The sequence below is a fragment of the Cupriavidus sp. L7L genome (assembly GCF_004353535.1).
Classification (GTDB): domain Bacteria; phylum Pseudomonadota; class Gammaproteobacteria; order Burkholderiales; family Burkholderiaceae; genus Cupriavidus; species Cupriavidus oxalaticus_A.
This window is the reverse complement of record NZ_SMNY01000011.1, coordinates 75616-99657: the sequence shown is the minus strand read 5'-3', so window position 1 is coordinate 99657 and position 24042 is coordinate 75616. Positions and strand designations below refer to the sequence as shown.

At 69.2% G+C, this 24042-nt stretch carries 21 protein-coding genes; 7 read left to right on the top strand and 14 right to left on the bottom strand.

Features of this window, described 5'->3' with window-relative positions:
• Positions 1–183: 183 nt before the first annotated feature.
• A complete protein-coding gene (locus tag E1J61_RS14925) occupies positions 184–1050 on the top strand; it encodes an SDR family NAD(P)-dependent oxidoreductase (protein WP_133094837.1) in 867 nt (288 codons plus the stop codon).
• A gap of 77 nt (positions 1051–1127) precedes the next feature.
• On the opposite strand, the gene E1J61_RS14920 is transcribed toward E1J61_RS14925, so the two are convergent.
• The 9 genes from E1J61_RS14920 to E1J61_RS14880 all read right to left on the bottom strand — a co-directional run bounded on the left by E1J61_RS14920 (position 1128) and on the right by E1J61_RS14880 (position 11611).
• Entirely contained in the window at positions 1128–1574 is a 447-nt protein-coding gene (locus E1J61_RS14920; protein WP_133094836.1) for a nuclear transport factor 2 family protein, read from the bottom strand.
• A gap of 16 nt (positions 1575–1590) precedes the next feature.
• Positions 1591–3231 carry a FadD3 family acyl-CoA ligase gene (locus E1J61_RS14915; RefSeq protein ID WP_133094835.1) on the bottom strand — a complete coding sequence of 547 codons (1641 nt, stop codon included), beginning with the start codon at positions 3229–3231 and terminating at the stop codon, positions 1591–1593.
• A gap of 1 nt (position 3232) precedes the next feature.
• A complete protein-coding gene (locus E1J61_RS14910) occupies positions 3233–4276 on the bottom strand; it encodes a ferredoxin--NADP reductase (RefSeq protein WP_133094834.1) in 1044 nt (347 codons plus the stop codon).
• Positions 4277–4304: 28 nt separating this feature from the next.
• Positions 4305–5069 carry an SDR family oxidoreductase gene (locus tag E1J61_RS14905; protein ID WP_133094833.1) on the bottom strand — a complete coding sequence of 255 codons (765 nt, stop codon included), beginning with the start codon at positions 5067–5069 and terminating at the stop codon, positions 4305–4307.
• Complete coding sequence (locus E1J61_RS14900) at positions 5053–6753, bottom strand: FAD-binding protein (protein WP_133094832.1); 1701 nt, start codon at positions 6751–6753, stop codon at positions 5053–5055. Before E1J61_RS14900 ends, E1J61_RS14905 begins: the two co-directional genes overlap by 17 nt.
• A 17-nt stretch (positions 6754–6770) precedes the next feature.
• Entirely contained in the window at positions 6771–7295 is a 525-nt protein-coding gene (locus E1J61_RS14895) for a flavin reductase family protein (protein ID WP_133094831.1), read from the bottom strand.
• A complete protein-coding gene (locus tag E1J61_RS14890) occupies positions 7292–9046 on the bottom strand; it encodes an FAD-dependent oxidoreductase (protein ID WP_133094830.1) in 1755 nt (584 codons plus the stop codon). Before E1J61_RS14890 ends, E1J61_RS14895 begins: the two co-directional genes overlap by 4 nt.
• A gap of 27 nt (positions 9047–9073) precedes the next feature.
• Positions 9074–10267 (bottom strand): flavin-dependent monooxygenase, encoded by a 1194-nt coding sequence (locus tag E1J61_RS14885; RefSeq protein ID WP_133094829.1) that lies wholly within the window; start codon positions 10265–10267, stop codon positions 9074–9076.
• Positions 10268–10459: 192 nt separating this feature from the next.
• Positions 10460–11611: an LLM class flavin-dependent oxidoreductase gene (locus E1J61_RS14880; protein WP_133094828.1), complete on the bottom strand. Its 1152-nt coding sequence runs from the start codon at positions 11609–11611 to the stop codon at positions 10460–10462.
• 215 nt (positions 11612–11826) lie between these two features.
• On the opposite strand from E1J61_RS14880, the gene E1J61_RS14875 reads away from it, so the two are divergent.
• Positions 11827–12171, top strand: coding sequence for a VOC family protein (locus E1J61_RS14875; RefSeq protein WP_133094827.1), 345 nt, complete (start codon positions 11827–11829; stop codon positions 12169–12171).
• An 8-nt stretch (positions 12172–12179) separates the two neighbouring features.
• Here E1J61_RS14875 and E1J61_RS14870 read toward each other — a convergent pair whose 3' ends face one another.
• Positions 12180–13367 carry a LuxR family transcriptional regulator gene (locus E1J61_RS14870; RefSeq protein ID WP_133094826.1) on the bottom strand — a complete coding sequence of 396 codons (1188 nt, stop codon included), beginning with the start codon at positions 13365–13367 and terminating at the stop codon, positions 12180–12182.
• A gap of 449 nt (positions 13368–13816) precedes the next feature.
• On the opposite strand from E1J61_RS14870, the gene E1J61_RS14865 reads away from it, so the two are divergent.
• The 3 genes from E1J61_RS14865 to E1J61_RS14855 are packed head-to-tail and all read left to right on the top strand — an operon-like array spanning position 13817 to position 16743.
• Positions 13817–14626: an SDR family oxidoreductase gene (locus E1J61_RS14865; RefSeq protein ID WP_133094825.1), complete on the top strand. Its 810-nt coding sequence runs from the start codon at positions 13817–13819 to the stop codon at positions 14624–14626.
• A 45-nt stretch (positions 14627–14671) separates the two neighbouring features.
• Positions 14672–15625 carry an alpha/beta hydrolase gene (locus E1J61_RS14860; RefSeq protein ID WP_133094824.1) on the top strand — a complete coding sequence of 318 codons (954 nt, stop codon included), beginning with the start codon at positions 14672–14674 and terminating at the stop codon, positions 15623–15625.
• Positions 15622–16743, top strand: a complete 1122-nt coding sequence (locus E1J61_RS14855; protein WP_133094823.1) for a 3,4-dihydroxy-2-butanone-4-phosphate synthase — start codon at positions 15622–15624, stop codon at positions 16741–16743. The genes E1J61_RS14860 and E1J61_RS14855 overlap by 4 nt, the downstream gene beginning before the upstream one ends.
• Here E1J61_RS14855 and E1J61_RS14850 read toward each other — a convergent pair.
• From E1J61_RS14850 to E1J61_RS14835, 4 genes are read right to left on the bottom strand one after another with little or no spacing between them, the layout of a single operon-like run.
• Positions 16709–17713 carry an acetyltransferase gene (locus tag E1J61_RS14850; protein WP_133094822.1) on the bottom strand — a complete coding sequence of 335 codons (1005 nt, stop codon included), beginning with the start codon at positions 17711–17713 and terminating at the stop codon, positions 16709–16711. The genes E1J61_RS14855 and E1J61_RS14850 overlap by 35 nt on opposite strands.
• Positions 17714–17746: 33 nt before the next feature.
• Entirely contained in the window at positions 17747–18538 is a 792-nt protein-coding gene (locus E1J61_RS14845; RefSeq protein ID WP_133094821.1) for an SDR family oxidoreductase, read from the bottom strand.
• Between the two features lie 29 nt (positions 18539–18567).
• The gene (locus tag E1J61_RS14840; RefSeq protein WP_133094820.1) at positions 18568–19737 is read right to left on the bottom strand and encodes a sulfotransferase; all 1170 of its coding nucleotides are present in this window, start codon (positions 19735–19737) and stop codon (positions 18568–18570) included.
• Positions 19734–20843, bottom strand: coding sequence for a DUF1214 domain-containing protein (locus E1J61_RS14835; protein ID WP_133094819.1), 1110 nt, complete (start codon positions 20841–20843; stop codon positions 19734–19736). Before E1J61_RS14835 ends, E1J61_RS14840 begins: the two co-directional genes overlap by 4 nt.
• 211 nt (positions 20844–21054) lie before the next feature.
• Between E1J61_RS14835 and cysD the strand changes: the two genes are divergently transcribed.
• Both cysD and cysN read left to right on the top strand, forming a co-directional pair.
• Positions 21055–21951, top strand: a complete 897-nt coding sequence (gene cysD / locus E1J61_RS14830) for a sulfate adenylyltransferase subunit CysD (RefSeq protein ID WP_133094818.1) — start codon at positions 21055–21057, stop codon at positions 21949–21951.
• Positions 21951–23873, top strand: a complete 1923-nt coding sequence (gene cysN / locus E1J61_RS14825) for a sulfate adenylyltransferase subunit CysN (protein WP_133094817.1) — start codon at positions 21951–21953, stop codon at positions 23871–23873. The genes cysD and cysN overlap by 1 nt, the downstream gene beginning before the upstream one ends.
• The last annotated feature ends 169 nt before the right edge of the window (positions 23874–24042 follow it).

Sequence of the window (24042 nt, the reverse complement as noted above, 5' to 3'; positions counted from 1 at the left end):
GGTCGTTGGGATGGCGACTATCGTCAACCCTGCCGCGCAGCCGGCCATCGTCCGCGTGTAGTAACCGGTACGGATGCCGTTTAGTCCGAACGAAGGATGTAGCGGTGCCTCGCCCGCCCCAAGCTTTCGACGAGGACGGGCGGCCCCAACGGCGCCCGCATTTCACTGATACAGGAGACAGAAATGAAGCAGACGGAACAGCCCATCGTCGCGGTCGTCACGGGCGGCTCTCGTGGTGCCGGCAAGGGCATTGCGCTGGCGCTCGGCGCTGCCGGTGCCACGGTGTACGTGACCGGGCGTACGGAGCAGGAAGGCAGCGCGCCGCTGCCCGGCACCATCCACGCCACGGCGCGCGAGATCGATGCGCTGGGCGGTCGCGGCATCGCGGTCGCCTGCGATCATCGCGACAATGCGCAGGTGGCGCAGCTGTTCGCGCGCGTGCGCGAGGAGATCGGGCGGATCGATATCCTCGTCAACAACGCCACCTTCCTGCATGACGAACTCATCATGCCCGGCCCCTTCTGGCAGAAGCCGCTGGAGATGACCGGGATTCTCGACGTTGGCCTGCGCTCGGGCTACGTGGCCAGCTGGCATGCGGCGCCGATGATGGCGGCGCGCGGGCGGGGGCTGATCGTGTTCACGTCGTCGTTTGGCGCCAACTGCTATATGCATGGCCCGGCGTATGGGGCGCAGAAGGCCGGCATCGACAAGTTTGCCCATGACATGGCGGTCGACCTGCGCCCGCACGGCGTGGCGGCGGTCTCGGTGTGGATGGGGCCGTTGCGCACCGCGCGCACGCAGCGCGTGTGGGAACAGCATCCCGACAAGTACGCATCGTTCGCCACCGTGGCGGAGACCCCTGAATTCACCGGGAAAGTCATTGCGGCGCTGTATCGCGATCCCGGGCTGATGGAGAAATCCGGCCAGGTGCTGATCGCGGCGGAGGCCGCGCTGGGGTATGGGATTGTCGATGCGCAGGGGGTGCAGCCGCCTTCGTACCGGGAGGTGCTGGGCGGTCCGCCGGCGGTGCATCCTGCGATCGTGGAGTAGGGCCTGGGCTAGCCAACGCCCCACGCATACGCTCCCCTCTCCCGCGCAGTGGGAGAGGGGAGCAAACAAGCGAGGTTTTAGCTGCCCTGCGACAGCAACGCCGTCGTAAACTCCGTCGACCGGATCAACCACACCCCATCGATCCGCACATACTCATCCGCATAGCGCCCGGTCAGGAACGTGCGCGAACCGTTGACGTCATCCAGCGCCAGATACGCCAGATCCCAGCTACCCTGCGCCGACGCCTCATCCAGCACCCGGATCTCCGACTGCCCGGCAAAATGCATCTCCCGCAGCGTAGGCCGGCAAGCCAGCTCCGCAAAACACTGCACCAGCGCATCACGCCCGGCAAAGCTGCCAATGCGGTCATAGTGGATATGCGCGTTGTCCGGCACGAAGCAGGCCCGCATGGCTTGCGGATCCTTGTCATCGCACGCCCGCAGGTAGCGCAGCTTAAGCGCCCGGATCGCATCCGCGGCTTCCAGCCGTGAAAGGCGGTCGGCAATGCCGGCAATCTCGGTCATATTCAATCTCCGTTGATCAGGCTTCACGCAGCTGATACTTCAGCACCTTGCCCGCCGCGCTCACCGGCAGCGATGTGACGAACAGCACCTCGCGCGGCACCTTGTAGTTAGCCATGTGCCTGCGCGCCCAGACGATCAGGGTCTCGGCATCCAGGCGTGCGCCATGGCGCAGCACCACGTAGGCGCGCCCCACTTCGCCCAGCCGCTCATGCGGCATGCCCACCACCGCGACCTGGGCCACCGCCGGGTGGGCCGTCAGCAGCTTCTCCACCTCCGCCGGATAGCAGTTGAAGCCGCCGACGATGAACATGTCCTTGATGCGGTCGGTAATGCGCAGGTAGCCCCGCGCATCGAGCGTGCCGACATCGCCGGTATGCAGCCAGCCGTCGGCGTCGATGGCTTCGGCGGTCGCCTCCGGCAAGCCAAAGTAGCCCTGCATCACGTTGTAGCCGCGCACCAGCACCTCGCCCGGCTCGCCGGTCGCGACCGGCCGCCCCTGCGCGTCGACGCAGCGCAGCTCGATCCCCGGCATGGCGCGGCCGGAGGTGCCGGCCACCGTTTCGGCATCGTCGCCGGCGCGGGTCAGCGTGGCGAAGCCGCACGACTCGGTCAGGCCATAGCCGGTGATCACGGTGTCAAAGCCCAGTTCCTCGCGCATGCGTTCGATCAGCACCGGCGCGATCGCCGAGGCGCCGGTCACCGCAACCCGCAGCGATGACAGGTCGAACTCGCGCAGCCGCGGCGCGTTGAGCAGCGTCTGGTAGAGCGTCGGCGGCCCCGGCAGCACCGTAATGCGCTCGTTCTCCACGCGCGTCATCACGGCTTCGGCATCGAACACCAGGTGCGGCAGCACCGTGGCGCCGCGCGACAAGGCGGCAAGCCATCCCGCCTTGTAGCCGAAGGTATGGAAGAAGGGATTGACGATCAGGTAGCGGTCCCCGGCGCGCACGCCCGTGATCGCCGCCCAGCCGTCGATGGCGCGCAGGTTCTGCGCGTGCGCGGTCATCACGCCCTTGGGCCGCCCGGTGGTGCCCGAGGTGAACATGATGTCCATCGGCGTGTCGCCGCGCACGCCGGCCTCGCGCTGCGCGAACGCCGCCATGTCCACCTGCTGCGCCTGTGCAAGGAAGCCATCCCACGCCAGTTCGCCGTCGCCCAGCGCCCTGCCCTGCCCCGGCCGCAGGATCACCATCCGCTCCAGCGTGGCGGGACGATGCGGCGCCAGCATCTGCGGATAGCTTTCGCCGAGGAAGTCGTCGACGCAGACCAGCAGCCGAGCGCCGCTGTCGGCCAGCACGGCGCCCGCTTCGGCGCCCTTCATGCGCGTATTGAGCGGCACCAGCGCGGCGCCCACGCTGTGCGTGGCCAGCGCCGCGATGATCCATTCCGAGAAGTTCGGCGCCCATACCGCAACGCGGTCGCCCGGCTGCACGCCGAGCGCCATCAGCGCGCGGCCCGCTTCGGTCCGGCAGGCATCCAGCGCGGCGTAGCTCAGGCGCAGCCCGTCCTCCTGGATGGCGATACGCTCGCCGTGGCGCAGCGCCGCGCGCCGCACCAGCTCGGGAATGGTGGCAGCGATATCCTCGTTGGCGGCGGCTTCCTGGGCGTCCTGGCCGGCCAGCACCGCAATGTCGTCGATGGTGTCAGATGGGGTCATGTCAATCCGGGAACTTCAGGTGGAGTTCGTCGCTCGCGGGGCGCGCCTGGCAGGCCAGCGTCCAGCCCGCGTCGAGGTCGGCGCGATCGAGCACGTGGTTTTCGCCGAGCGTCACGTCGCCCTGCGTCACCTGGCACATGCAGGCGCCGCACAGGCCCGCACGGCAGGAACTGGGGGCGGCGACGCCGGCGCGCTGCAGCGCATCCAGCACCGTCTCGTCGGGCGCGACATTGAGCTGGTGGGCTGCGCCGTCGAGCTGCACGGTCAGCGCCGCGCCGCGCATGGCGGCGGGCTCGTTCGGGACAGGCGCCGCCGGTGTCTTGGCCGCTGCCACATCCGGCAGGGACACGAAGCGCTCCACATGCAGCTTGCCGCGCGGCACGCCAAGCTGCTGCAGCGCCGCCTGCGCCGCGTCCATGAATGGACCAGGCCCGCAGACAAAGCACTCGGCCAGGCTCCACGGCCGCACCAGTTCCTCGACCTGGCGCTGCGTCGGCGGCCCCTGCACGCTGTCCAGCCAGTGGATCACGCGCAGCCGGCCGGGGTGGCTGTCCGCCAGCTCGCCGAGCGCCTCGCGGAAGATGACGGAGCGCTCGTCGCGGTTGGCATAAACCAGCGTCACCGCGCCGCGCCCGTGGCGCAGTGCGGCCTTCGCGATCGACAGCACCGGCGTGATGCCGCTGCCGCCGGCCAGCAGCAGGAAATCGCCATGCAGCGTGGGCGGGGTGAAGACGCCGGCCGGCGGCATCACCTCGACCGTATCGCCCGCGCCGAGGTGGTCGCAGATCCAGTTGGAGACGCGCCCGCTTTGCACCCGCTTGATCGTCACGCGCAAGGCGTGGTCGACCTCGGGCGTGCTCGACAGCGAATAGCAGCGCTGCAGCGGCACGCCGTCGACGGGCACGCGCAGCGTCAGGAACTGGCCGGGACGATAGGCGAAGGCATCGCGCAAGCCGTCAGGCAGCGCGAAGACCAGCGAATGCGCCTGCTCCGTTTCCGTGATGACTTCGGCGATCTGCAGCCGATGGAATTGCACTGGCGCCATGATTTCCTTCTCTCGCCGGGGGGTGGCGTCAGGCCACGCCCATGATGGTCTGCGCGTTGTCGATGCGCAGTTCCGCGCCGTTGATGAAGCGCGATTCGTCCGACGCCAGGAACAGCACCAGGTTGGCCACGTCGCGCGGATGGCACATGCGCTGCATCGGCTCGGCGCCGCCCACCTCTTCCGGCAGGGCCGCCGCGCCGCCCGGCAGGAAGGCAGCGGTCATCGGCGTGAGGATGCCGTCCGGATGGATCGAGTTGCAGCGGATGCGGTAGCCGCTCTGCTTGCAATGGCCCGCGACGGCACGCGTCAGCGCCGCCACCGCGCCCTTGCTGGCGCTGTAGGCGCAGAACGCACCCATGCCGCCCAGTGCCGCCACCGACGACATGTTGACGATGCTGCCGCCGCCCGCCTTCATCGCGGCCACGCCGTACTTGCAGCCCAGGAAGTAGCCGTCGGCGTTGATGCGCATCACGCGCTGCCATTGCTCCAGCGTCGCGTCCTCGACCGACCCCAGCATCAGGATGGCGGCATTGTTGACCAGCACGCCGGGCGCGCCGAAGCGCTGCTCGGTGCGCGCCATCACCTGCTGCCAGCCGGCTTCGCTGGCGATGTCGTGCGGCACGAACAGCGCGGTCTCGCCGATCTCGCGCGCCAGCGCGTGGCCCGCTTCCTCGTTCAGGTCGGTCAGCACCACGCGCGCGCCTTCGCGGGCCAGCAGCAGGGCGTCTTCCTTGCCGACGCCGCTGGCGGCCCCGGTGACGATCGCGATCTTGCCTTCAGTACGTCGGCTCATGGGTAATCTCCTCGTTGGTGTGTGCCTGCCGCTCGCCGGCGGGCTGTTGTGTCAGGTGGCGGCCGGCATTGCGCCCCGACCAGATGCAGTCGGCAAGCGACAGGCCGCTTACGTAATGGTTGGAGGCGATGCCCACCGCGGTCCGGCCGACGGCGTAGAGGCCCGAAATGGGGGCGCCGCCTGCGACGGCCAGCACACGGCCGCTCGACTCTTCCACGGACAAGCCGCCGAGCGTGATCGCCGGACAGGGGAAGACGCGGGAGTTCGCCGAGATGTCGATGGCGAGCCATGGCCCGGCCTCCAGCGAGGCGCACATCGGCGCGGACTTGCCGGCCGGGTCGGGAATCTCTCCGCGGGCAGCGGCGCTGCAGGCGTCGACGGTAGCGCGCAGTGCGGCCGGCGGCATGCCCAGCTTGCCGGCCAGCGCCTCGATGCTGGACGCACGCCTGGCGCCGGCGAGCAACAGCATCGCCGCGGGCAAGGCCTGGAACGCCCACAGGCGGCCGCCCAGGCATTCACGCAGTGCGGCGCGCGCCAGCGCGCGGTCCAGGATCAGCCAGGCGCGCCCGCCATGCCGCTCGCAGATGGCGTGGCCCAGCGTGGCGCCATAGGTTTCCTCGTTGCCGATGCGCTCGCCCCGAGCGTCGACCACGCAACCGCGCGCCCAGTCGAACGGCGGATTGATAAAGCGCCAGGCCGACACGCGCTCCAGGTGCCGCGTGGCCGCGCCCGCCGATTCGCCGAGCCGGATGCCGCTGCCGTCGCACCCGGTCGCGCCGAGGCGCCAGTTCTGCAGGTACTTGCCGGCATGGCGCGCCACCATGGCGCGGTTGAAGATAAAGCCGCCGGTGGCCAGCACGACGGCGCGGGTGCGCACTGCCACGCGCTGCGCATGGCGCAGCTCGAGCTGCAGCACACGCTGGCGCAGCAGGTCGGCAACGCCCGGCATGGCGTTGTGCAGGCGCTCGGCCAGCCGCGCCAGGCGCGCGTGGCGCTTCTGGTGGCGTCCCGGCGGCACCTGCCACAGCTCGATGCCGATGACTGCGCCGTCCTTGTCGACGATCAGCCGGCGCGCCGCGGCCTGGCGCATGACCGTGATTTCCGCCCGGGCTTCCACGGCGCCGCGCAGCGCGCCGTACAGCGTGCGCCCGGACATGCCGGGGCCTTTCACGCGGTGCCCGCGCGGGGCCGGTGCGGCATGCTGCGCGTACGCCGGCACGGCTTCGTTGCCGGAGTAATAGAGGTAATACGGCTGCGCCGGGTACGACGTCTTGCGCGGCGGCACGGTGGCGGCAAAGCGCACGCCCACGTCTTCCAGCCAGGCCAGCATGTCGCGGCTGCGCTCGCAGAAGGACTGCAGCGTGCCTTCGCTGACGACGCCGCCGGTCTCCTGGCGCAGGTAATCCGCCATCGCCCGCGGCGTATCGGCATAGCCCGCTGCGGCCTGGTAGGACGTGCCGCCGCCGGCATACACCACGCCGCCACTCTTGGCGCTGGCGCCGCCGCCTTCGAAGCGCTCGGCGACGATCACGCGCGCCCCGCCGCGCGCCGCTTCCAGCGCCGCGCAGGCACCCGCGGCGCCGAAGCCCACTACCACGGCATCGCAGGCGGCCTGCCACGGATGCGCGTCCGGGTCATCGAGCCGCAGCGGTGCGTAGACCGGCGTGACGGAATCGGGATGCATGCTGGCGCCTCCGGGGCTCAGGCGGAACACAGCGCGCGCAGCGGCGCGGAGGTGGTATAGGCGCCGTCGACATAGACCAGCGGTGACACCTCGCCTGCCAGCCGCACCTCGCGCAGCCGGCCGATGAAGACAGCGTGGGTGCCATAGTCGAAGCGGCCGTCCTGCCGGCACACCAGGTTGGCCTGGGCGTTGCGCAGGCACGGCACGCCGAGCAGGTCGTCCTCCCACTCGCCGCTGGTGAAGCGTTCCTCGCCCTTGAGGCGGCCGCTGCAATCGACCGCGATGTCCTGGTGGTCGGCGGCCAGCAGGTTGATGCAGAAATCGGTGCCGGCATCGAGCGGCGGATAGATCGACGAGTTGCGGTTGATGCAGATCAGCAGCGATGGCGGATCCGCCGACAGCGAATCGACCGCCGTCACCGACATCGAATAGCGGCGCTCGCCATCGCGGCAGCTGATGACCGCCACCGAGCGCGCCATGCGGCGCATCGCCTTCAGCATGTCGTCGCGCAGCGTCTGGCTGGATTCCGGATTGGTGCTCATAGGGCCTCCTGTACGGTTTGAGCGTGGGGCGCGGCGGCAGGCTGCCGCGCTTGCTGCGCGATCACGTCCGCAGCGATATAGCCGAAGGTCATCGCGGGCCCGAGCGTCGAGCCCGCGCCGGGATAGCTGGTGCCCATCATCGAGGCACTGGTATTGCCGATGGCGAACAGCCCGGCGATAGCGCTACCATCCTCCCGCAGCACGCGCGCGCTGGCGTCGGTCACCAGTCCGCCCTTGGTGCCGATATCGCCGGCATCGAGCCGCACGGCGTAGAACGGCGCCTTGCCGATCGGCGCCAGGCACGGGTTGGGGCGCACCGCCGGGTCGCTGTAGTAGGTATCGAACAGGTTGTCGCCCTTGCCGAATTCCTCGTCCACGCCGGTGGCGGCGTAGCGGTTCATGCGGGCGACGCTGCCGGCGAGCCCGTCGGCGTCCACGCCGATCCGCTGCGCCAGCTGCGCCAGCGTGTCGGCGCGCACCAGGATGCCGGACAGGCCGGCCGGAATGCTGCGGTCCGGCATCACCGAGGCAGGCAGGATCGGCCCGCACGGGTACTTGTGGCGGAAGGTGGCGTCGAACACCATCCACGCCGGCACGCTGCAGCCGGTCTTGTCGTGGTCGCGGTACATGGCCGGCACGAACTCGGAATACGGCGCGGCCTCGTTGACGAAGCGGCGGCCCTGCCCGTTCACCACCAGGCAGCCCGGCATGGCGCGCTCGATAAAGAGCGCGCGCTGCTTTTCCTCGCCCTGCACCTGCACAGTCGGCGCGCCCCACACATGCGACATCAGGGCGACGCCGGCGCCGGCGGCCTGCCCCGCGCGGATCGCGTCGCCGGTGTTGTTGGGCGGCGTCGCGCTCCAGCCGGCCTGCGTCGGCTGCGGCAGGTATTGCTCGCGCATGGCCTGGCTGCGCTCGAAGCCGCCGGCGGCCAGGATCACGCCATGCAGCGCGCGGATTTCCACCACCTGCCCGTCCTGCACGGCGCGCACACCGCGGACCGAGCCGTCTTCGACGACCAGGTCTTGCAGCGCGGTGTCGAGCCACAGCGGGATCGCGCGGTCCATCATTGCCCGCCGCAGGCCGCCGGCCAGGCTGTTGCCGAGCGTAAGGCGGCGGTCGCGCCGGGTCTTGCGGCGCCAGCCGAAGTCAAGCCAGTAGCGGGCGAACTGGCGCACCGCCAGTCCGAACCAGCCGGGCGAGCGGCACAGCAGCGCGTGCGCCTCGCCGGAGGTCACGGCCACGCGGCCGCCCACCAGCGTGCCGGGTGACGGCGGACGCAGCCGGTCGAACTCCTCACGCAGGCGCGCACCGTCGAACGGCATCGGGTCGAGCGCGCGGTAGCCGGGCATCGCGCCGGGCAGCTTCTGGAAGTAGTCGGCGTAGCGCGGCAGCGTGTAGTAACGCACACCGGCCTGCTGCTCCAGGTATTGCAGCATGCGCGGCGCCTGCTCCAGGTAGGCGCGGATCCGCCGCGGGTCGCCGTCGTCGCCGGTGCAGGCGAGTATGTACTCGAGCGCCTTGGCGTAGTCGTCCTGCCCGCCCGCCGGCGCGATATGATGGTTGAGCGGGATCCAGATGCCGCCGCCGGACACCGCCGAGGTGCCGCCGTACTGGCTGCTCTTCTCCAGCACCACCACCGACAGCCCGCGGTCGGCGGCCCGGCAGGCGGCCAGCATGCCGCCGGCGCCCGAGCCGACCACCACCACGTCAAACTCCCTGGCCTGCAGGCGCGCTGTGCTCTGGGTCATGATGGGTTCCCTTGCCGGTGCGCGGCTTCAGATGAAGAAATCGGTGTTGGCGCGGCCCATCATCACGCCGCCCAGGTTCTGGCCGAAGCGGTCCAGGTTGTTGGCGTAGTGGGCGCGTGCCGCGTGCAGGTCGAGGAAGCGGCGCACCATCGGGTTGGTGCGGTAGATGCCGTTGCCGCCGGCATAGCGCAGCAGGCTGTTGGCGAGCTGCGCGCAGCGCTCGGCCACCTGCGACGACTGGTAGCGGAAATGCAGCCGTCGCGGCGTCTGCACCTGGCCGCCTTCACGCGCTACGGCCAGCAGCTCGTCGAAATTGCGTTCGAGGACGGTGCGCATTTCGTCGACGGCCACCTGGGCATTGGCGCAGGCCAGTTGCGCACCGCCGTCCTCGGCGGTCTTGCTGCCGCCGTTGCTGCTGACGCGGCCGTCGGCGTAGGCGACGAAATCGTCAAGGGTGCCTTCCAGCGCGCCGATGCACGCGGTGCACACGGCACGCACGAAGATCTGCGCGAACGGCAGGCGATATAGCGGCACGTCGTTGACGGCAAGGCCCGGGCTGGTGCCCATGGCGCCATCGACGGCGCGATGGGTGCGGTAGTCGGGGACGAACACGTCATCGACGACGATATCGTGGCTGCCGGTGGCGCGCAGGCCCAGCACATCCCAGTTGCGCACGATCTTGTAGTCGGTGCGCGGCAGCAGGAAGGTGCGGTAATCGTAGGCACCGCCCGGTTCGGACGGCGGCACCAGGCCTCCGAGGAAGATCCAGTCGCACAGTTCGCTGCCGCTGGAGAACTTCCAGTGGCCTGAGAAACGGTAGCCGCCTTCGACCGGGGTGACCTTGCCGACCGGCATGTAGGTCGAGGCGATCAGCGTGGTGGGATCGTTGCCCCAGACCTCTTGCTGCGCGCGTTCGTCGAACAGGGCGAGCTGCCAGTTGTGCACGCCGACCACGCCGTAGACCCAGGCGGTGGACATGCAGCCTTTGGCCAGCGCCATCTGGATGCGGAAGAAGGTCTGCGGGTCGAGTTCATAGCCACCGTAGCGGCGCGGCTGCAGCACCTTGAAGAAGCCGGCGGCCTGCATCTCGGCGATAGTTTCGGCGGGGATACGCGCTTCGGACTCTGCCTGCGCGGCGCGCTGCGCCAGCACGGGGATCATCTGCTCGGCGCGCGCGATCAGGCGTGCGGCCAGTTCCTTGGGGTTGTTGTCGTGATGCACCGCGGTCTCCTTTTCGCTTTGTCTTGTGGCTGGCGTTGATGTTTGCATCGGGCGGGCGTGGCGCCATCGTCTGATGGGACTAGCTGTTTCCTGCGGCACTTCGTGGATGCGCCGGCCCTCTCCCCCGGCCCCTCTCCCCCGGCCCCTCTCCCGCTCGCGGGAGAGGGGAGCAAACCATCGATCAGCAAACGTTCACGCCACCGCGCTCAGCTTGCGGCCCTGCTTGCGGAAATGCGGGATCACGTGCTCGCCGATATTGCGGATGGTCTCCATCTGCGCCCACTGCGGCACCGTGCCCATCTGGCAGATAAACAGGATCTCGTCGGCGCCGGCATCGATCAGCCGCTGCACGTAGCCGATGCAATCCTCCACCGTGCCGTAGGCGTGGTTCGGGTTCAGCATCATCATCGAGGGGTCGCTGAAGTCGACCGAGACCTTCTCGGAAGCGAACCTGGTATTGATGACGGCCTTGCCCTGCGCGTCGGTGGCGGTGACATGCTCGTCGTCCCACGCGGACGGATCCGGGCGCTCGCCGCCGGCATACCAGTACGACAGCGACTCCATGAAATAGCGCTGGCCCTTGATGCCGATCTTGCGCGCAGCCAGGCCGTCTTCCAGCACGATGGTCGGGCACAGCGCCGCCAGGTGCTGGTGCGGGCGGAAGCCCACCTGGTCCTCGGCCTTGCGGCTTTCCCACGCGGCGCGATAGATCTCGTTCTTCTTCGCCACATCCTCGGGGCCGCCAAAGCCGAGCACCAGCGCGCCCATGCCGCGCGCGCCGGCGCGCTGCAGCGTGTCGGCATTGGTGCAGGCCAGGTACATCAGCGGATGCGGGTCCTGGCGCGGCTTGGGGTGGATCGGGCGGCGCGGGATCTTGATGAACTCGCCATCGTGCTCGATCTCGTCCTGCGTCATGATCTTCGGGATCAGGTACATCGACTCGTCGATCATCGGGTGCAGGCTGTTCAGGTCGTAGCCGAACGTGCCCGCCTCCTGCTGCGTGCCGCCCTTGCCCACGCCGAAGTGCACGCGGCCGCCGGACAGGATGTCGAGCGTGGCGATGCGCTCGGCCACCTTGACCGGGTGGTTCATCGCCGGCGGCAGGCACACCACGCCGTGGCCGATGCCGATGCGCTGCGTGCGCCCGGCGACAAAGGCGAGGAAAGTCTCCGGCGCGCTCATGTGCGCGTAGTTGGTCAGCGCGGTGTGCTCGACCGCCCAGACCACGTCGAAGCCCATGTCCTCGGCCAGCACCACCTGTTCCATGATTTCATCGAACACCTTGTGGTCGCCGGCGCGCGAGGCATCGACGGTCTGTGCTTCATAGATCAGCGAAAAACGCATTGCAGTCCCCTTCCCTGGCATTGATGGTTCAGGACCGCTGCCGGGACGCCGCCGGTTGCCGCGCCTCGGGCCGGAAGCGGCCTGTGTGCTTGCAGTGTGGGCGGCGCAAGGCGTTGCAACATCGTCTGATTGGATTATGAGCAGTGCCTGGCCCATCCCTATCATGATTCGCGGGCAACGATGCCCGCTTTTGACCTTCGAAAGGACCAGGACACATGCAAGCCAGACTGCTGCTTTACCCCGTCGCGGACATCGACACCGCGCTGCCGTTCTTCACGCAAGGACTCGGACTCGCCGTGAAATTTCGCGACGGCGACCGCTATTGCGCGCTGGACGCGGGCGCGCTGACGCTGGCGCTGGTGGCCGGTGAAGAACGGCTGGTCGACCAGCCCGCGCTCGCGTTCAAGGTGGATGAGGGGAAAGACTTTGCCGCGGCGATTGCGCGGCTGGTGGGTGCGGGGGCCAGCGTGACGCTGCCCGCGGCGCAGGGCCCGCATGAGACCCGCGCGGTACTGCAGACCCCGCAGGGCTTTGCGCTGGTGCTCAGCGCAAAGCCCTGACGCTTACATCAGCCCAGCGAAATCACGCTGCTCAGCAGCATGCGCACCAGCGTGGCCTGCCGGGTCACGCCGGTCTTGGAGAAGATTGCGCGCAGGTGCGCGCGGGCCGTGTTCTTGCTGATGCCGAGCTCGTCCGCAGCTTCGTCGAGCGTGAGCCCGTTGGCCAGCTGCAGCGCCAGTTGCGTTTCCGCCGGCGTGAAGTCGAACAGCTGGCGCACCACATCGTGCGAGGCCTGCGAGCGCCGCTCCGGATCGCGGATAAAGACCACGCAGGCGGGGCGCTTGCGGTTGTCCTCCGACCACTCGCTGAGCGGGATGGTGCGGATCAGCACGCCCAGCCTGGCGCTGCCGGACGGACGCGTGATCGACATCGCCTCCATCACCGCCGGCGCGGTGCCCAGGTGCCCCATCATCGCCTGGCGCAGCAGGCGCTGGAACTTGCGGTTCTCCTGGCCGTACTCGACGTCCAGCCCGCCCTTGGCAATCCGGATGCCGTCCTTGGCGCCCAGGATCTCGTCGGCCGCGGCGTTGGTCTTGATGATGGTGCCGGTCTCGTCCAGGATCACCATGCCGACCAGCATGCGGTCGATGGCGCTGGCATAGACGGTGCGCTCCGACTCCACGACGTCGAGGCGCGAATGCAGGTCCACCGCGCGCTTCAGGTGCGGCAGCAGCGCGGTGCACAGCGCCTTGTCCGCGGCCGAGAAATCGCGGCCCTCATGCTTGCGGCAGACACGGAAGCGGCATTCGACGCCGTCGTCGGTACGCAGGTCCGCGCCCAGGATGTAGCGGATGCCGACGTCCTTGAGGAACTGCAGGTAGATCTCGCTCTGGCACCAGACGCCCGGCCCGAGATGCTCGTCGATGGTCACCACCCGGTCCGACGGCAGGCCGATGAAGGGATCGAGCGCGTAATAGTAGTTGTTGTAGGAGGTCTCGCCCGGCAGGGTCGAACCGCCATGCTCCGAGGCATTGATCATGAGCCCGCGCCGGTCCGTGGCCGGCGAGCGCAGGATCAGCGTGACGTAGTTGGCGTCGAGCTGCCTGCGGATCTGCTCCAGCGCCTTGCCCCATGGCACCTGCTCCATCGGTCCCTGGTAGATATTGCCCAGCAACGCGCTGAAGTCAGACAGCGACACCGTCGTCTGCGCGAACAGGTGCGCGGCTGCCTGATTGTGGCTCACCTCCATCAGCATTTCCTCTGTCTCCATTGTGGCGTGCGCAGCGCACCGGACGTGCCGGTCGGCTGGCCTTCCTGTGCGGGCTCTGTGGCCCTTTTTTTGTGCCCCGATTATAGGGACGGCGCAGGGGTCGCGGCTTGCCCCCTGCCTTCATGGTTTGCCCTAGTCCACGCCGGCATGGCACGCATGCCGGACTAGTCCCGAGGGACAGGCCAATCCTCACGCGCCGGCGGCGCAAACACATACTCCAAACAGACTAAGGACCAACCCATGGCCATCCGGCCGCGGGCAAACCCCTAGGCGTCATTGGGATGCCATGTGACGCCATGTGAATCCGCATGACGCCAGGTGGCGCCGCCCCACCCAAACAGACGATGCCGCGCCGCCGCGGCGCCGCTACAAGTCGTGCATGGGCGGCAATCCCCGCCTTTTTCCACGTCTTTTTCCTACGGAGAACCATCACCATGGCGGCAAACCCGCGGCAGCAGGCCGCAGTGATTACCGGTGCGGGCAGCGGCATCGGCCGCGCGCTGGCGCATGCATTGGCGGCGCAGGGCTATGCGCTGGCACTGGCGGACATCGACGCCGACGCGCTCGAAGCGACGCGCGCGGCGCTTGCCGGCCAGGGCGCCATCGCGATCGCGGTCCCGACCGACGTGTCCGACTTGCGGCAGATGGAGCACCTGTGCGCTGAAGCCTTCCTGCGCCTGGGCCGTGTCGACCTGCTGGTCAACAACGCCGGGGTGCTGGCCACGGGCCGCTGCTGGGAGCTGGCGCCGGAGGTCTTCGAGCGCGTGCTGCGCATCAACCTGTGGAGCGTGCTGTACGCACTGCGCTGCTTCGTGCCGCGCATGGCGGCGCAGGGTTCGGGCCATATCGTCAACGTGGCGTCGATGGCCGGCCTCGCGGTCGGCCCCTGGCTGGCGCCCTACACGCTGTCCAAGCAGGGCGTGGTAGCGCTCAGCGAAGGACTGGCGCTGGAGCTGCAGGCGGCCGGCCTGCCGATCCGGGTGTCGGTGGTCTGCCCCGGCCCGGTCGCCACCGGCATTGCCGCGGGCCTGGACGGCGCCGGGCCGCAGGAGGTGAACCAGATGAACGGCGCGCTGCGCAGCGGCATTGCCGCCGGCATGACGCCGGACGAGGTCGCGCGCGTGATCCTCGACGGCGTGTCGGCCGGCCGCTTCTGGATCCTGCCGCACGAGCAGGCGGCGCACGCCGCGCTGGCGCGCGCGCAAGGCATTGCCGCCGGCAGCCAGCCGGCCTTCGCGCTCTGAGATCGCGCTCCGAACTTGAATCCTCAACCGCAACCGGGAGACACCATGCCGCTCGACCCCCAGGCCCGCGCCATGCTTGATGCCATGGCCGCCTTGCCCAGCCCCGACTTCTCCACGCTGCGCGCCGCCGACTACCGTGCCGCGCTGGCGGCCATGCCGGGATTCGCACCCGGCGATGCCATCGCCGCGCAGCACGACCTGATCCTGGACGGTGCGGCCGGCCCGCTGCGGGCGCGCCTGTACCGGCCGGACGACAGCGCCGCGCTGCCGCTGGTGATCTATTTCCACGGCGGCGGCTTCGTGCTGTGCGGCCTCGATTCGCACGACAACATCTGCCGCAGCCTGGCGCGCCGCAGCGGCGCGCTGGTGCTGTCGGTCGACTACCGGCTCGCGCCGGAAGCGCGCTTCCCGGCCGCCGCGGAAGACGCGGTCGCGGCGGTGCGATGGGCGGCTGCGCATGCGGCGCAACTGGGTGCGGATCCGGCGCGGATCGCCGTGGCGGGCGACAGCGCCGGTGGCAACCTCGCCGCCGTAGCCTGCCAGCAGGTGCGCGGCAGCGGCATTGCCCTGCGGCACCAGCTGCTGCTCTACCCTTACCTGGACTGCACCGATACCGCGACCGGCAGCGCCAGCTACCGCGCATGCGCAACCGGCTACTTCCTGAGCGCGGCGGAACTGGACTGGTATCGCGCCCAGTATCTCGGCAATCGCGCCGATGCCGCGGACGTGCGCGCCAGCCCGCTGTGCCAGCGCGACCTGCATGGCTTGCCACCGGCCACCATCATCACCGCCGAGTACGACCCGCTGCGCGACCAGGGCGAAGGCTACGGCGAAGCGCTGCAGCGCGCGGGCAACAGCGCCACCGTGCGCCGCTGGCCGGGGCAGTTCCATGGCTTCATCAGCATGCAGGGCGTGATCGATGCCGCCAGCGACGCACTGGATGCGGCCGCAGCGGCGCTGCGCCACGCGTTCGGCAGCAGCCGGCAGGAGGCAGCATGAGCACGGCCAACGCCTTGCCGCCGATGGCCGACGTGCTTGCCGCACTGGCCGCTGGCCAGCGCGTGGTGGTGATCGAGGACGAGACCACCGAGGCCACCGGCTGCGTGCTGGTTACCGCCGAACGCACCACCGAGGCCGACGTCAACTTCATGGCCGCCGAGGCGCGCGGCCTGGTCTGCATGGCCATCACCGAGGCGCGCCGCGACCGGCTGCAGTTGCCGCCGATGGCCGCCAGCCAGCGCCAGCGCGAGCGCTACACGGTGTCGATCGAAGCGGCCACCGGCGTCAGCACCGGCATTTCCGCGGCGGACCGGGCGCTGACGCTGCGCGTGGCGGCAGCGGCGCGCGCCCAACCGGCAGACCTGGTCCAGCCGGGACACATCTTTCCGGTGGTAGCGCAGGCCGACGGCGTGCTGCGCCGCGCCGGCTTTGCCGAGGCCTGCTCCGACCTGCCGCGGCTGGCCGGGCGTGTCGCCGCCGGCGCCTATGCGATGCTGCTTGATGACGACGGCGACCTGCTGCGCGGCCCCGGCCTGCTGGCGTTTGCGCAACGCCACGGGTTAGCCGCGGTCTCGATCAGCGGGCTGATCCACCACCGGCTGCTGACCGAAGGCGCGCTGCGCCGTACCCGCTCGACCGGGCTGGATACGCCGTTCGGGCGCTTCACCGTGCACGCGTACCACGACGCCCCTGCCGACGCGCTGCACCTGGCATTGGTGCTGGGCGAGCCCGATCCGTCCAGGCCGGTACTGACGCGCGTGCAGGCGGTGGAAATGCAGCGCGACGTGCTGGCCTTCGGCACGCCGGCGCAGTCCACCTCTCAGCCCGCCTGGAACCTGGAACGCTCGCTCGCCCGCATCGGCGCCGAGGGCTGCGGCGTGCTGGTGCTGCTGGACGAGCGCGAATCGCCGCAGCAGCGGCTGGCGCGGCTGGCCGCGCCGCCTGCCGCCGCGCCGGCGCCGGCCTTCGCGCAGCGCGCGCTGGGGGTCGGGGCGCAGATCCTGCGCGATGTGGGCGCGCACAAGCTGCGCCTGCTCAGCCATCCGGTGCCTTACCGCGCGGTCACCGGCTTCGACCTGGAGGTTACGGAGTTTGTCCCGCCGGGCCAGCCTGGTTGAACGGCGCGCCGAAGCAGTCGGCAAAGCTGCGCGTGAAGCGCTCCACTTCGGCGTCGGGCAGGTGGTTGATGCCCCCGGCCAGGCGCCGGCCGCCTCCGGTCTCGAAGGCGCGGCAGAAGTCGGCCGCACCGGTGATGCTGTGCGCCGGCACGCGCACGCTGACCGCAAAGCCGCCGCCGGATTTGGGCGACAGCAGGCCGATCGCATCGCCGGGACGTCCGCGCACCAGCTCGTTGGCCAGCACACCGATCGCGCGCCGTGCCCACGGTGCGTCCGGCATCACCAGCAGCGCGGCGCCGGGGACTTCATGCACGGGCGACAGGCGGCGCGCCTGGGCCATGTCGTCCTCGTAGCCATCGCACAGCAGCGCGTAGGTGGCGCACTGCGCGGCGAAATCCAGCGGGTCGGCGAACGGCAGCATGTGCTGCGCCAGCTCGGCGGGATCGCAATGCAGGTCCGCCACGCACTCGCCATACGCGTTGTAGTTCAGGCAGGTGCCGAGCCGTTCCAGCATCAGGGTTTCGCGCGCGTCCAGCCGCGCCAGCGCCGCCATCGCGCGCGCCACGTCGCCGAGGTTGTCGCCAAAGGCGGCGGTGATCGCCCAGCGCCGGTGGAGCCCGTCGAGGTGGCGGTCGACCAGGATGCTGGTGCAGACCGCAGCGCTTTCGTCGATATGCGCACGCAGACCGGCATGCGACGGCAGCTCGCCGGCGTGGTGGTGGTCGAAGTAGTCCACCTGCGCACCGGCGGCGAGCAGCCGCAGCAGCCCGTCGCGGTTCTGTTCGAGCGAGATGTCCAGCGCCGTCACGGTATCGCCGGCACAGGCGTCGATCCGCTCGAGCAGGCGGATATCGCGCTTGACGCCGGTGACCAGCGTCGCATCGCCGGGGTGCAAACGACGGGCCAGGCGCAGCTGCTGCAGGGCACACAGGCCGTCGGCGTCGCCGTTGAAGGCAAAGTAGCGGGTCATGGCAGTTGGCAGTAGAGCAGTCGGTCCGGCCGGTCAGGGCATGAAGTCGCCACCGTTGGCATCCAGCGAGGCCCCGGTGATCGCACGGGCGTAGTCCGACACCAGGAACAGCGCCGCGCGCGCGCAGTCGTCGTCCGTCGGCATGCGGCCCAACGCAATCTGGGAAGCCACCGGTGCGATGATAGCGTCCTCGGCGACCCCCTGTTCGGCCGCGGCGTGGCGCACATAACCCTGCACCGGCGCGCCCCACATCCAGCCCATGAAGATGCTGTTGGCGCGGATGCCATGCGGCCCCAGTTCGCGCGCCAGGTACTTGACTGCCACCGCCAGCGCGCCCTTGGACGCGGCGTAGCCCGATTCGCCGGGCATCGGCTTGCGCGTGGCCTGGGTGTTGATCATCACGATGGCGCCGCCGCCCTGCGGCTTCATCAGCGCGGCCACCTCCTGCGTCAGCGTCATGGTGCCGAAGACATTGGTGTCGAACACCTGGCGCCAGACTTCCAGGTCGGCGGCTTCCACCGGCTCGGGGAAATTGCCGTGCTGGAAGGCGCTGTTGACCAGCGCGTCGATGCGGCCGAAGCGGCGCACGGTCTCGCTGGCGAGATGGCGGGACTGGGCGCGGTCGGTGATGTCGGTCACCACCTTCAGCACTTCACAGTCGGCGCCCAGTGCATCGATGCGGGCCTGGGCCTCGTCCAGCTTCGCGGCGGTGCGCGCGGCGATGGCAACGGCGCGGGCGCCCTCGCGCGCGGCCTCTACCGCCAGCTTGATGCCCAGACCCGGGCCGATGCCCGATACGATCACGATCTTGTCTTTCAGCAGCATGTGGATGTCTCCTCGGTGTGTTTTCGGTATCAGTCGCGGCTCAGCACATGGCGTGCGCGATAGCCGGCGAAATCGCGTGCCAGCTGTGCCTGGCTCAGCCCGAACTGCTCGGGCGTATAGGCATGCGCCGCGCGCCGGTTGCGCGGATTGCTTTCCATCCATGCCCACATGCCGGCGCGCGCGGCCTCGGTCAGCGGCATGCCGGCGAAGCGATAGACCGCCTGCGCCACGCCGAAGGGATCGCGCACCGTGTCCTCGAAACGCACGTCGAGGAAGCGGCCGGCGGGCATGGCGTCGCGCACGGCCATGGCGTGATCGGTGCCGCGCCGCATCTGTTCGCTCCATTGGCGGCCTACCGCGACCGGATCCGGCGCATCGGCGTACATCCTCCACAACGTATGCGCCATGCTGGCCATCGACGGGATGGTCTGGACCGGATCGCGGTGGGTCAGCACCACCTGCGCGCCCGGGAACACCCGGAACAGGACTTCCAGCGTATGCAAATGCTGCGGGGTCTTCAGCACCCAGCGCTGCGCGGTCCCCTCGCCGCGCTGGCGCTTCTGCCACTGCAGGAACTGCAGCATGGTCTTCAGGTAGTCGTAGACCTCGGTGCGGTCCTGGCACGCCAGCCAGCCGGTGTAGCCGGGCACGTTGGCGTAGGAGTCCATGGCGCACAGGAATGAATGCTCCATCAGCATGAATTCCTCGTCGGCGGCCATGGCGTCGAGCGGATGGATGGCGAGGATGTCCGGGATGAAGCGGATCATCTGCGCCACTTCGTCGCGCGCCAGCGCAATGCGCCGGCTGGCATCGCGCACGTCCTCGCCGGGCAGCGGCGCGGGGTAGCGGGTTTCCCACCACGCCGCCGAGCAGAAGCGCGCGTCGGTAGCCAGCATGCGCTGCAGCAGCGTGGTGCCGGTGCGCGGCAGCCCGACGATGACCAGCGGGTCTTCCACGCGCTCCTGCAGGATCCCCGGATGGCGCCGGCAGTAGTCCTGGATCACCAGCCGGTTCACCAGCTGGGCCTGCAGCTTGGCTTGCAGCAGTTGCTCGCCTTGCTGCGAGAGGCCGGCCTCGCGTGCCAGCGAATCGGACAGCACGTCCAGGGCCTCGCGGTAGTTGCCCGGGCCGAAGTCGGCCAGGCCGCCGGCCTGCTCGCTCGCCTGCGCAAGCAGGCCCTTCACGTTGATGCCATTCATGCGTTGTTCTCCCTGAGCGATGCGAGCTTGACCACGCGCGTGCGCGGATGCGCCGGCTGCGCCGCGCCCACCCAGCGCCAGCACATGGTGCCGTTGCGATGGCCGGCGGTTTCAAGCCAGTTGGACAGACCCGGATCGCCCGCACTGAGGATGACGGTGACGCCGCCACCGGCATCGAGCCGGGCGCCGTGCTTGTTGATGCAGATGTCGTGGTAGCGGTAGTCGAGCGACTCCATCCAGTAGTTGTTGATCTGGAAGTTCCAGAACTCGCAGTCCGGCACCCGGTCGACCTCGACCACCAGCGCCTCGTCATCCGCGAGCTGCCAGCAGGAGTGGTAGTAGAAGATGTTGGGATCGCCGCCCGCCGCCTGGCACACGGCCTGGTCCGCGGGCGGCAGGGCGTTGACGTGGCCACCGTAGCCCCTGGCCCAGTCGGCAAAGATGCGCGCGGTGCTTTCGACAAAGCCGGCGGCGCGCAGCAGGCCGCCGTGCAGGCGCTCGGCGCTCAGCGCGGGCGGCTTGCCGTTGCCGTCAACGCGTTCGATATGCAGTTCGGCCGGGGTCTCTGCCTTGCGGTCGAGGAAGGTCTGGCGCACCACCAGCGCATTGGTGGCCGGCTCCATGCGCACCCAGTTGCCCTGCTGCGGCTGAGCGCTGAGGACGATCTCGAAGCTGCCGTCCGCCGCCACCGCCAGCTGGCTGCTGTCGATAAAGCCGGTCTGGACCATGCGTCCATCGGTTTCGTAGCCACCCTTCTGCGTGCCGAAGCTGAGGTACGCCACCGTGCCGCGCCGGCCGCGGATGCGGTACGCCGCATTGCCGTCCAGGCGCGCGTAGCGGTACAGGTTGTCCGGATTGTCAGCGCCGATCTTGGCGGTCTCGTGCGACGGCGAGAAGAAGCCGGGAAACGCCGGATCGGCGAACTCCACATGCATCTCCAGCGCAATGCGCAGCAAGCGGCTCAGGTAGCGGAAGCCCTCGGCGCGCGTGAGCGCGTCGGTCGGCGCTTCGGGGCGCAGGATCTGCTGCCCGCTGCGCTTGAGCACTTCGCAAAACTCGGCCCAGGTGTGGCCGCTCAGCAATTGGTCTTCGGCGGAGGTCGCCATCTGCCTGCTCCCGTGGTTCGTCGGCGAAGCAACGATACCCAGTGCAGGCCCAGCGCTTCCTCGTCCGGGCGGACTAGGAATTGCATGCCGCGGCCCGAGATTTCCTAGTCCGCCCGGACGAAGTGGCGCGGGGCCCCGGCTCGCTACCTTGTGGCCATGCCAGGCCACCGCGAGATCCGTGCATGGGCCGGCAAACCAAGAGGAGAACCCGATGTTGACCCACCTGGAGCAACTGGAGGCGGAGAGCATCCACATCATGCGGGAGGTGGTGGCGGAATGCGAAAACCCCGTCATGCTCTATTCCATCGGCAAGGACAGCGCCGTGATGCTGCACCTTGCGATGAAGGCCTTCCATCCCGCGCGGCCGCCGTTCCCGCTGCTGCATGTCGATACCACGTGGAAATTCCGCGAGATGATCGCGTTCCGCGACCAGACCGTCGACCGGCTCGGCCTGGACCTGCGCGTGCATATCAACCCCGAAGGGGTGGAGCGCAATATCAGCCCGCACGAGCACGGCTCGGCCGTCCACACCGACGTATGGAAAACGCAGGGCCTGAAGCAGGCGCTGGACCACTACGGCTTTGACGCCGCTTTCGGCGGCGCGCGCCGCGACGAGGAAAAGTCGCGCGCCAAGGAGCGGGTGTTCTCGGTGCGCACCGCCCAGCACCGCTGGGACCCGAAGATGCAGCGCCCCGAACTCTGGCGCCAGTACAACACCCGCAAGCGCAAAGGCGAGAGCCTGCGCGTGTTTCCGCTGTCGAACTGGACCGAGCTCGATATCTGGCAATACATCTACCTCAACGACATCCCGATCGTGCCGCTCTACTTTGCCAGGGAGCGTCCGGTAGTCGAGCGCGACGGCACGCTGATCATGGTCGACGACGAGCGCCTGCCGCTGCGCCCCGGCGAAACGCCGCGGATGCGCAAGGTCCGCTTCCGCACGCTGGGCTGCTACCCGCTCACCGGCGCGATCGAGAGCGAGGCCGACACGCTCGGCGGCATCATCCAGGAAATGCTGCTGGCGACCACGTCGGAGCGCCAGGGACGGCTGATCGACAGCGATTCGGCCGGTTCGATGGAGAAGAAGAAGCAGGAGGGATACTTCTGATGGCAACGCTGATCGACACCGCGCCGCCGATGGCGCAGCCCGCGGGCACGCAGAGCGAGATCGCCCACTACCTCCATGCCCAGCAAGGCAAGAGCCTGCTGCGCTTCATCACCTGCGGCAGCGTCGACGACGGCAAGAGCACGCTGATCGGCCGGCTGCTGTATGAGTCGAAGATGCTGTTCGAGGACCAGCTGGCGCAGCTCGAAGCCGATTCGAGGAAGATGGGCACGCAGGGCGACAACCTCGACTTCGCGCTGCTGGTGGATGGCCTGGCCGCCGAACGCGAACAGGGCATCACCATCGACGTGGCCTACCGCTTCTTTGCCACCGACAAGCGCAAGTTCATCGTCGCCGACACGCCGGGGCACGAGCAATACACCCGCAACATGGTCACGGGCGCATCCACCGCCGACCTGGCCATCCTGCTGGTGGACGCGCGCCGCGGCGTGCAGACGCAGACGCGCCGGCACAGCTACCTGGTGTCAACGCTGGGCATCCGGCGCGTGGTGCTGGCGGTCAACAAGCTCGACATGGTGGACTACTCGCGCGAGGTCCATACGCGCATCGAAACCGAGTACCGCGAATTCGCACGCCAGATCGGGCTGACCGATATCACCTGCATCCCGATGTCCGCGCTGCGTGGGGACAACATCACCGCGCCCAGCGCCAGCACGCCGTGGTACCAGGGCCCGACGCTGATGCAGCACCTGGAAACCGTGCCGATCGACAGCGCACCCGTGCAGGACGAGTCGTTCCGGCTGCCGGTGCAGTGGGTCAACCGGCCCAACCTGGATTTCCGCGGCTTCGCCGGCACCGTCAGCGCCGGCGAAATCCGCCGCGGCGACCGGGTGCGCGCGCTGCCCTCGGGCCGGGAAAGCCGCGTTGCCGCCATCGTCGGCTCCAATGGCGAATGCGAGCATGCGGCACGCGGCCAGGCGGTGACGCTGACGCTGGCCGACGAGATCGACATCAGCCGCGGCGATGTGCTCGCGTGCGCGGAAGACCCGCCCGCGGTGGCCGACCAGTTCGAAGCCACGCTGGTGTGGATGAGCGAGGATGCGATGCTGCCCGGCCGCCCCTACCTGCTCAAGCTCGGCACGCGCACCGTGGGCGTGACGGTCGCGCAGCCCAAGTACAAGGTCAACGTCAACACGCTCGAACACCTGGCCGCGCGCACGCTGGAGCTCAACGAGATCGGCGTGTGCAACCTGCACCTGGACCGGCCGGTGGCGTTCGACCCCTATGCGCGCAGCCGCGAACTGGGCGGCTTCATCGTCATCGACCGCCTGACCAACAACACCGTCGGCGCCGGCATGCTGCATTTTGCGCTGCGCCGGGCGCAGAACGTCCACTGGCAGGCGATCGACGTAGACCGCCGCGCCCACGCCGCGCTCAAGCACCAGTCGCCGCGCATCGTCTGGTTCACCGGGCTGTCCGGCGCGGGCAAGTCCACCATCGCCAACCTGGTGGAAAAACGTCTGCATGCGCTCGGCCACCACACCTACCTGCTCGATGGCGACAACGTGCGCCATGGGCTGAACAAGGACCTGGGCTTCTCCGAAGCCGACCGCGTCGAGAACATCCGGCGCGTGGCTGAAGTGGCAAGGCTGATGCTCGATGCGGGGCTGATCGTGCTGGTGTCGTTCATCTCGCCGCTCCGCTCCGAGCGTGAGATGGCGCGCACGCTGGCGGGCGACGGCGAATTCGTCGAGGTCTTCATCGATACCCCGCTGGCGGTGGCCGAGCAGCGTGACCCCAAGGGCCTGTACCGCAAGGCGCGGCGCGGCGAGCTGAAGAACTTCACCGGCATCGATTCGCCGTACGAGGCGCCCGACCGGCCCGAGCTGCGCATCGACACCACCGCCGACACGGCTGAGCAGGCGGCGGAACGGATCGTGGCGTGGCTGCGGGATAGGACTTAGGCTGAATGGACGATGAGGCCGTGGTGGGGGTGGGTACGATGGGTGAATCCGAGTTTCTGCCGGAGATCCTGACCGCGCCCACCCGGGACCAATGCGCTTGCATGGCCGACTGCTTGCTCCCTCTCCCGCCTGCGGGAGAGGGAGCACACCGGCCATCAACCCACACGCC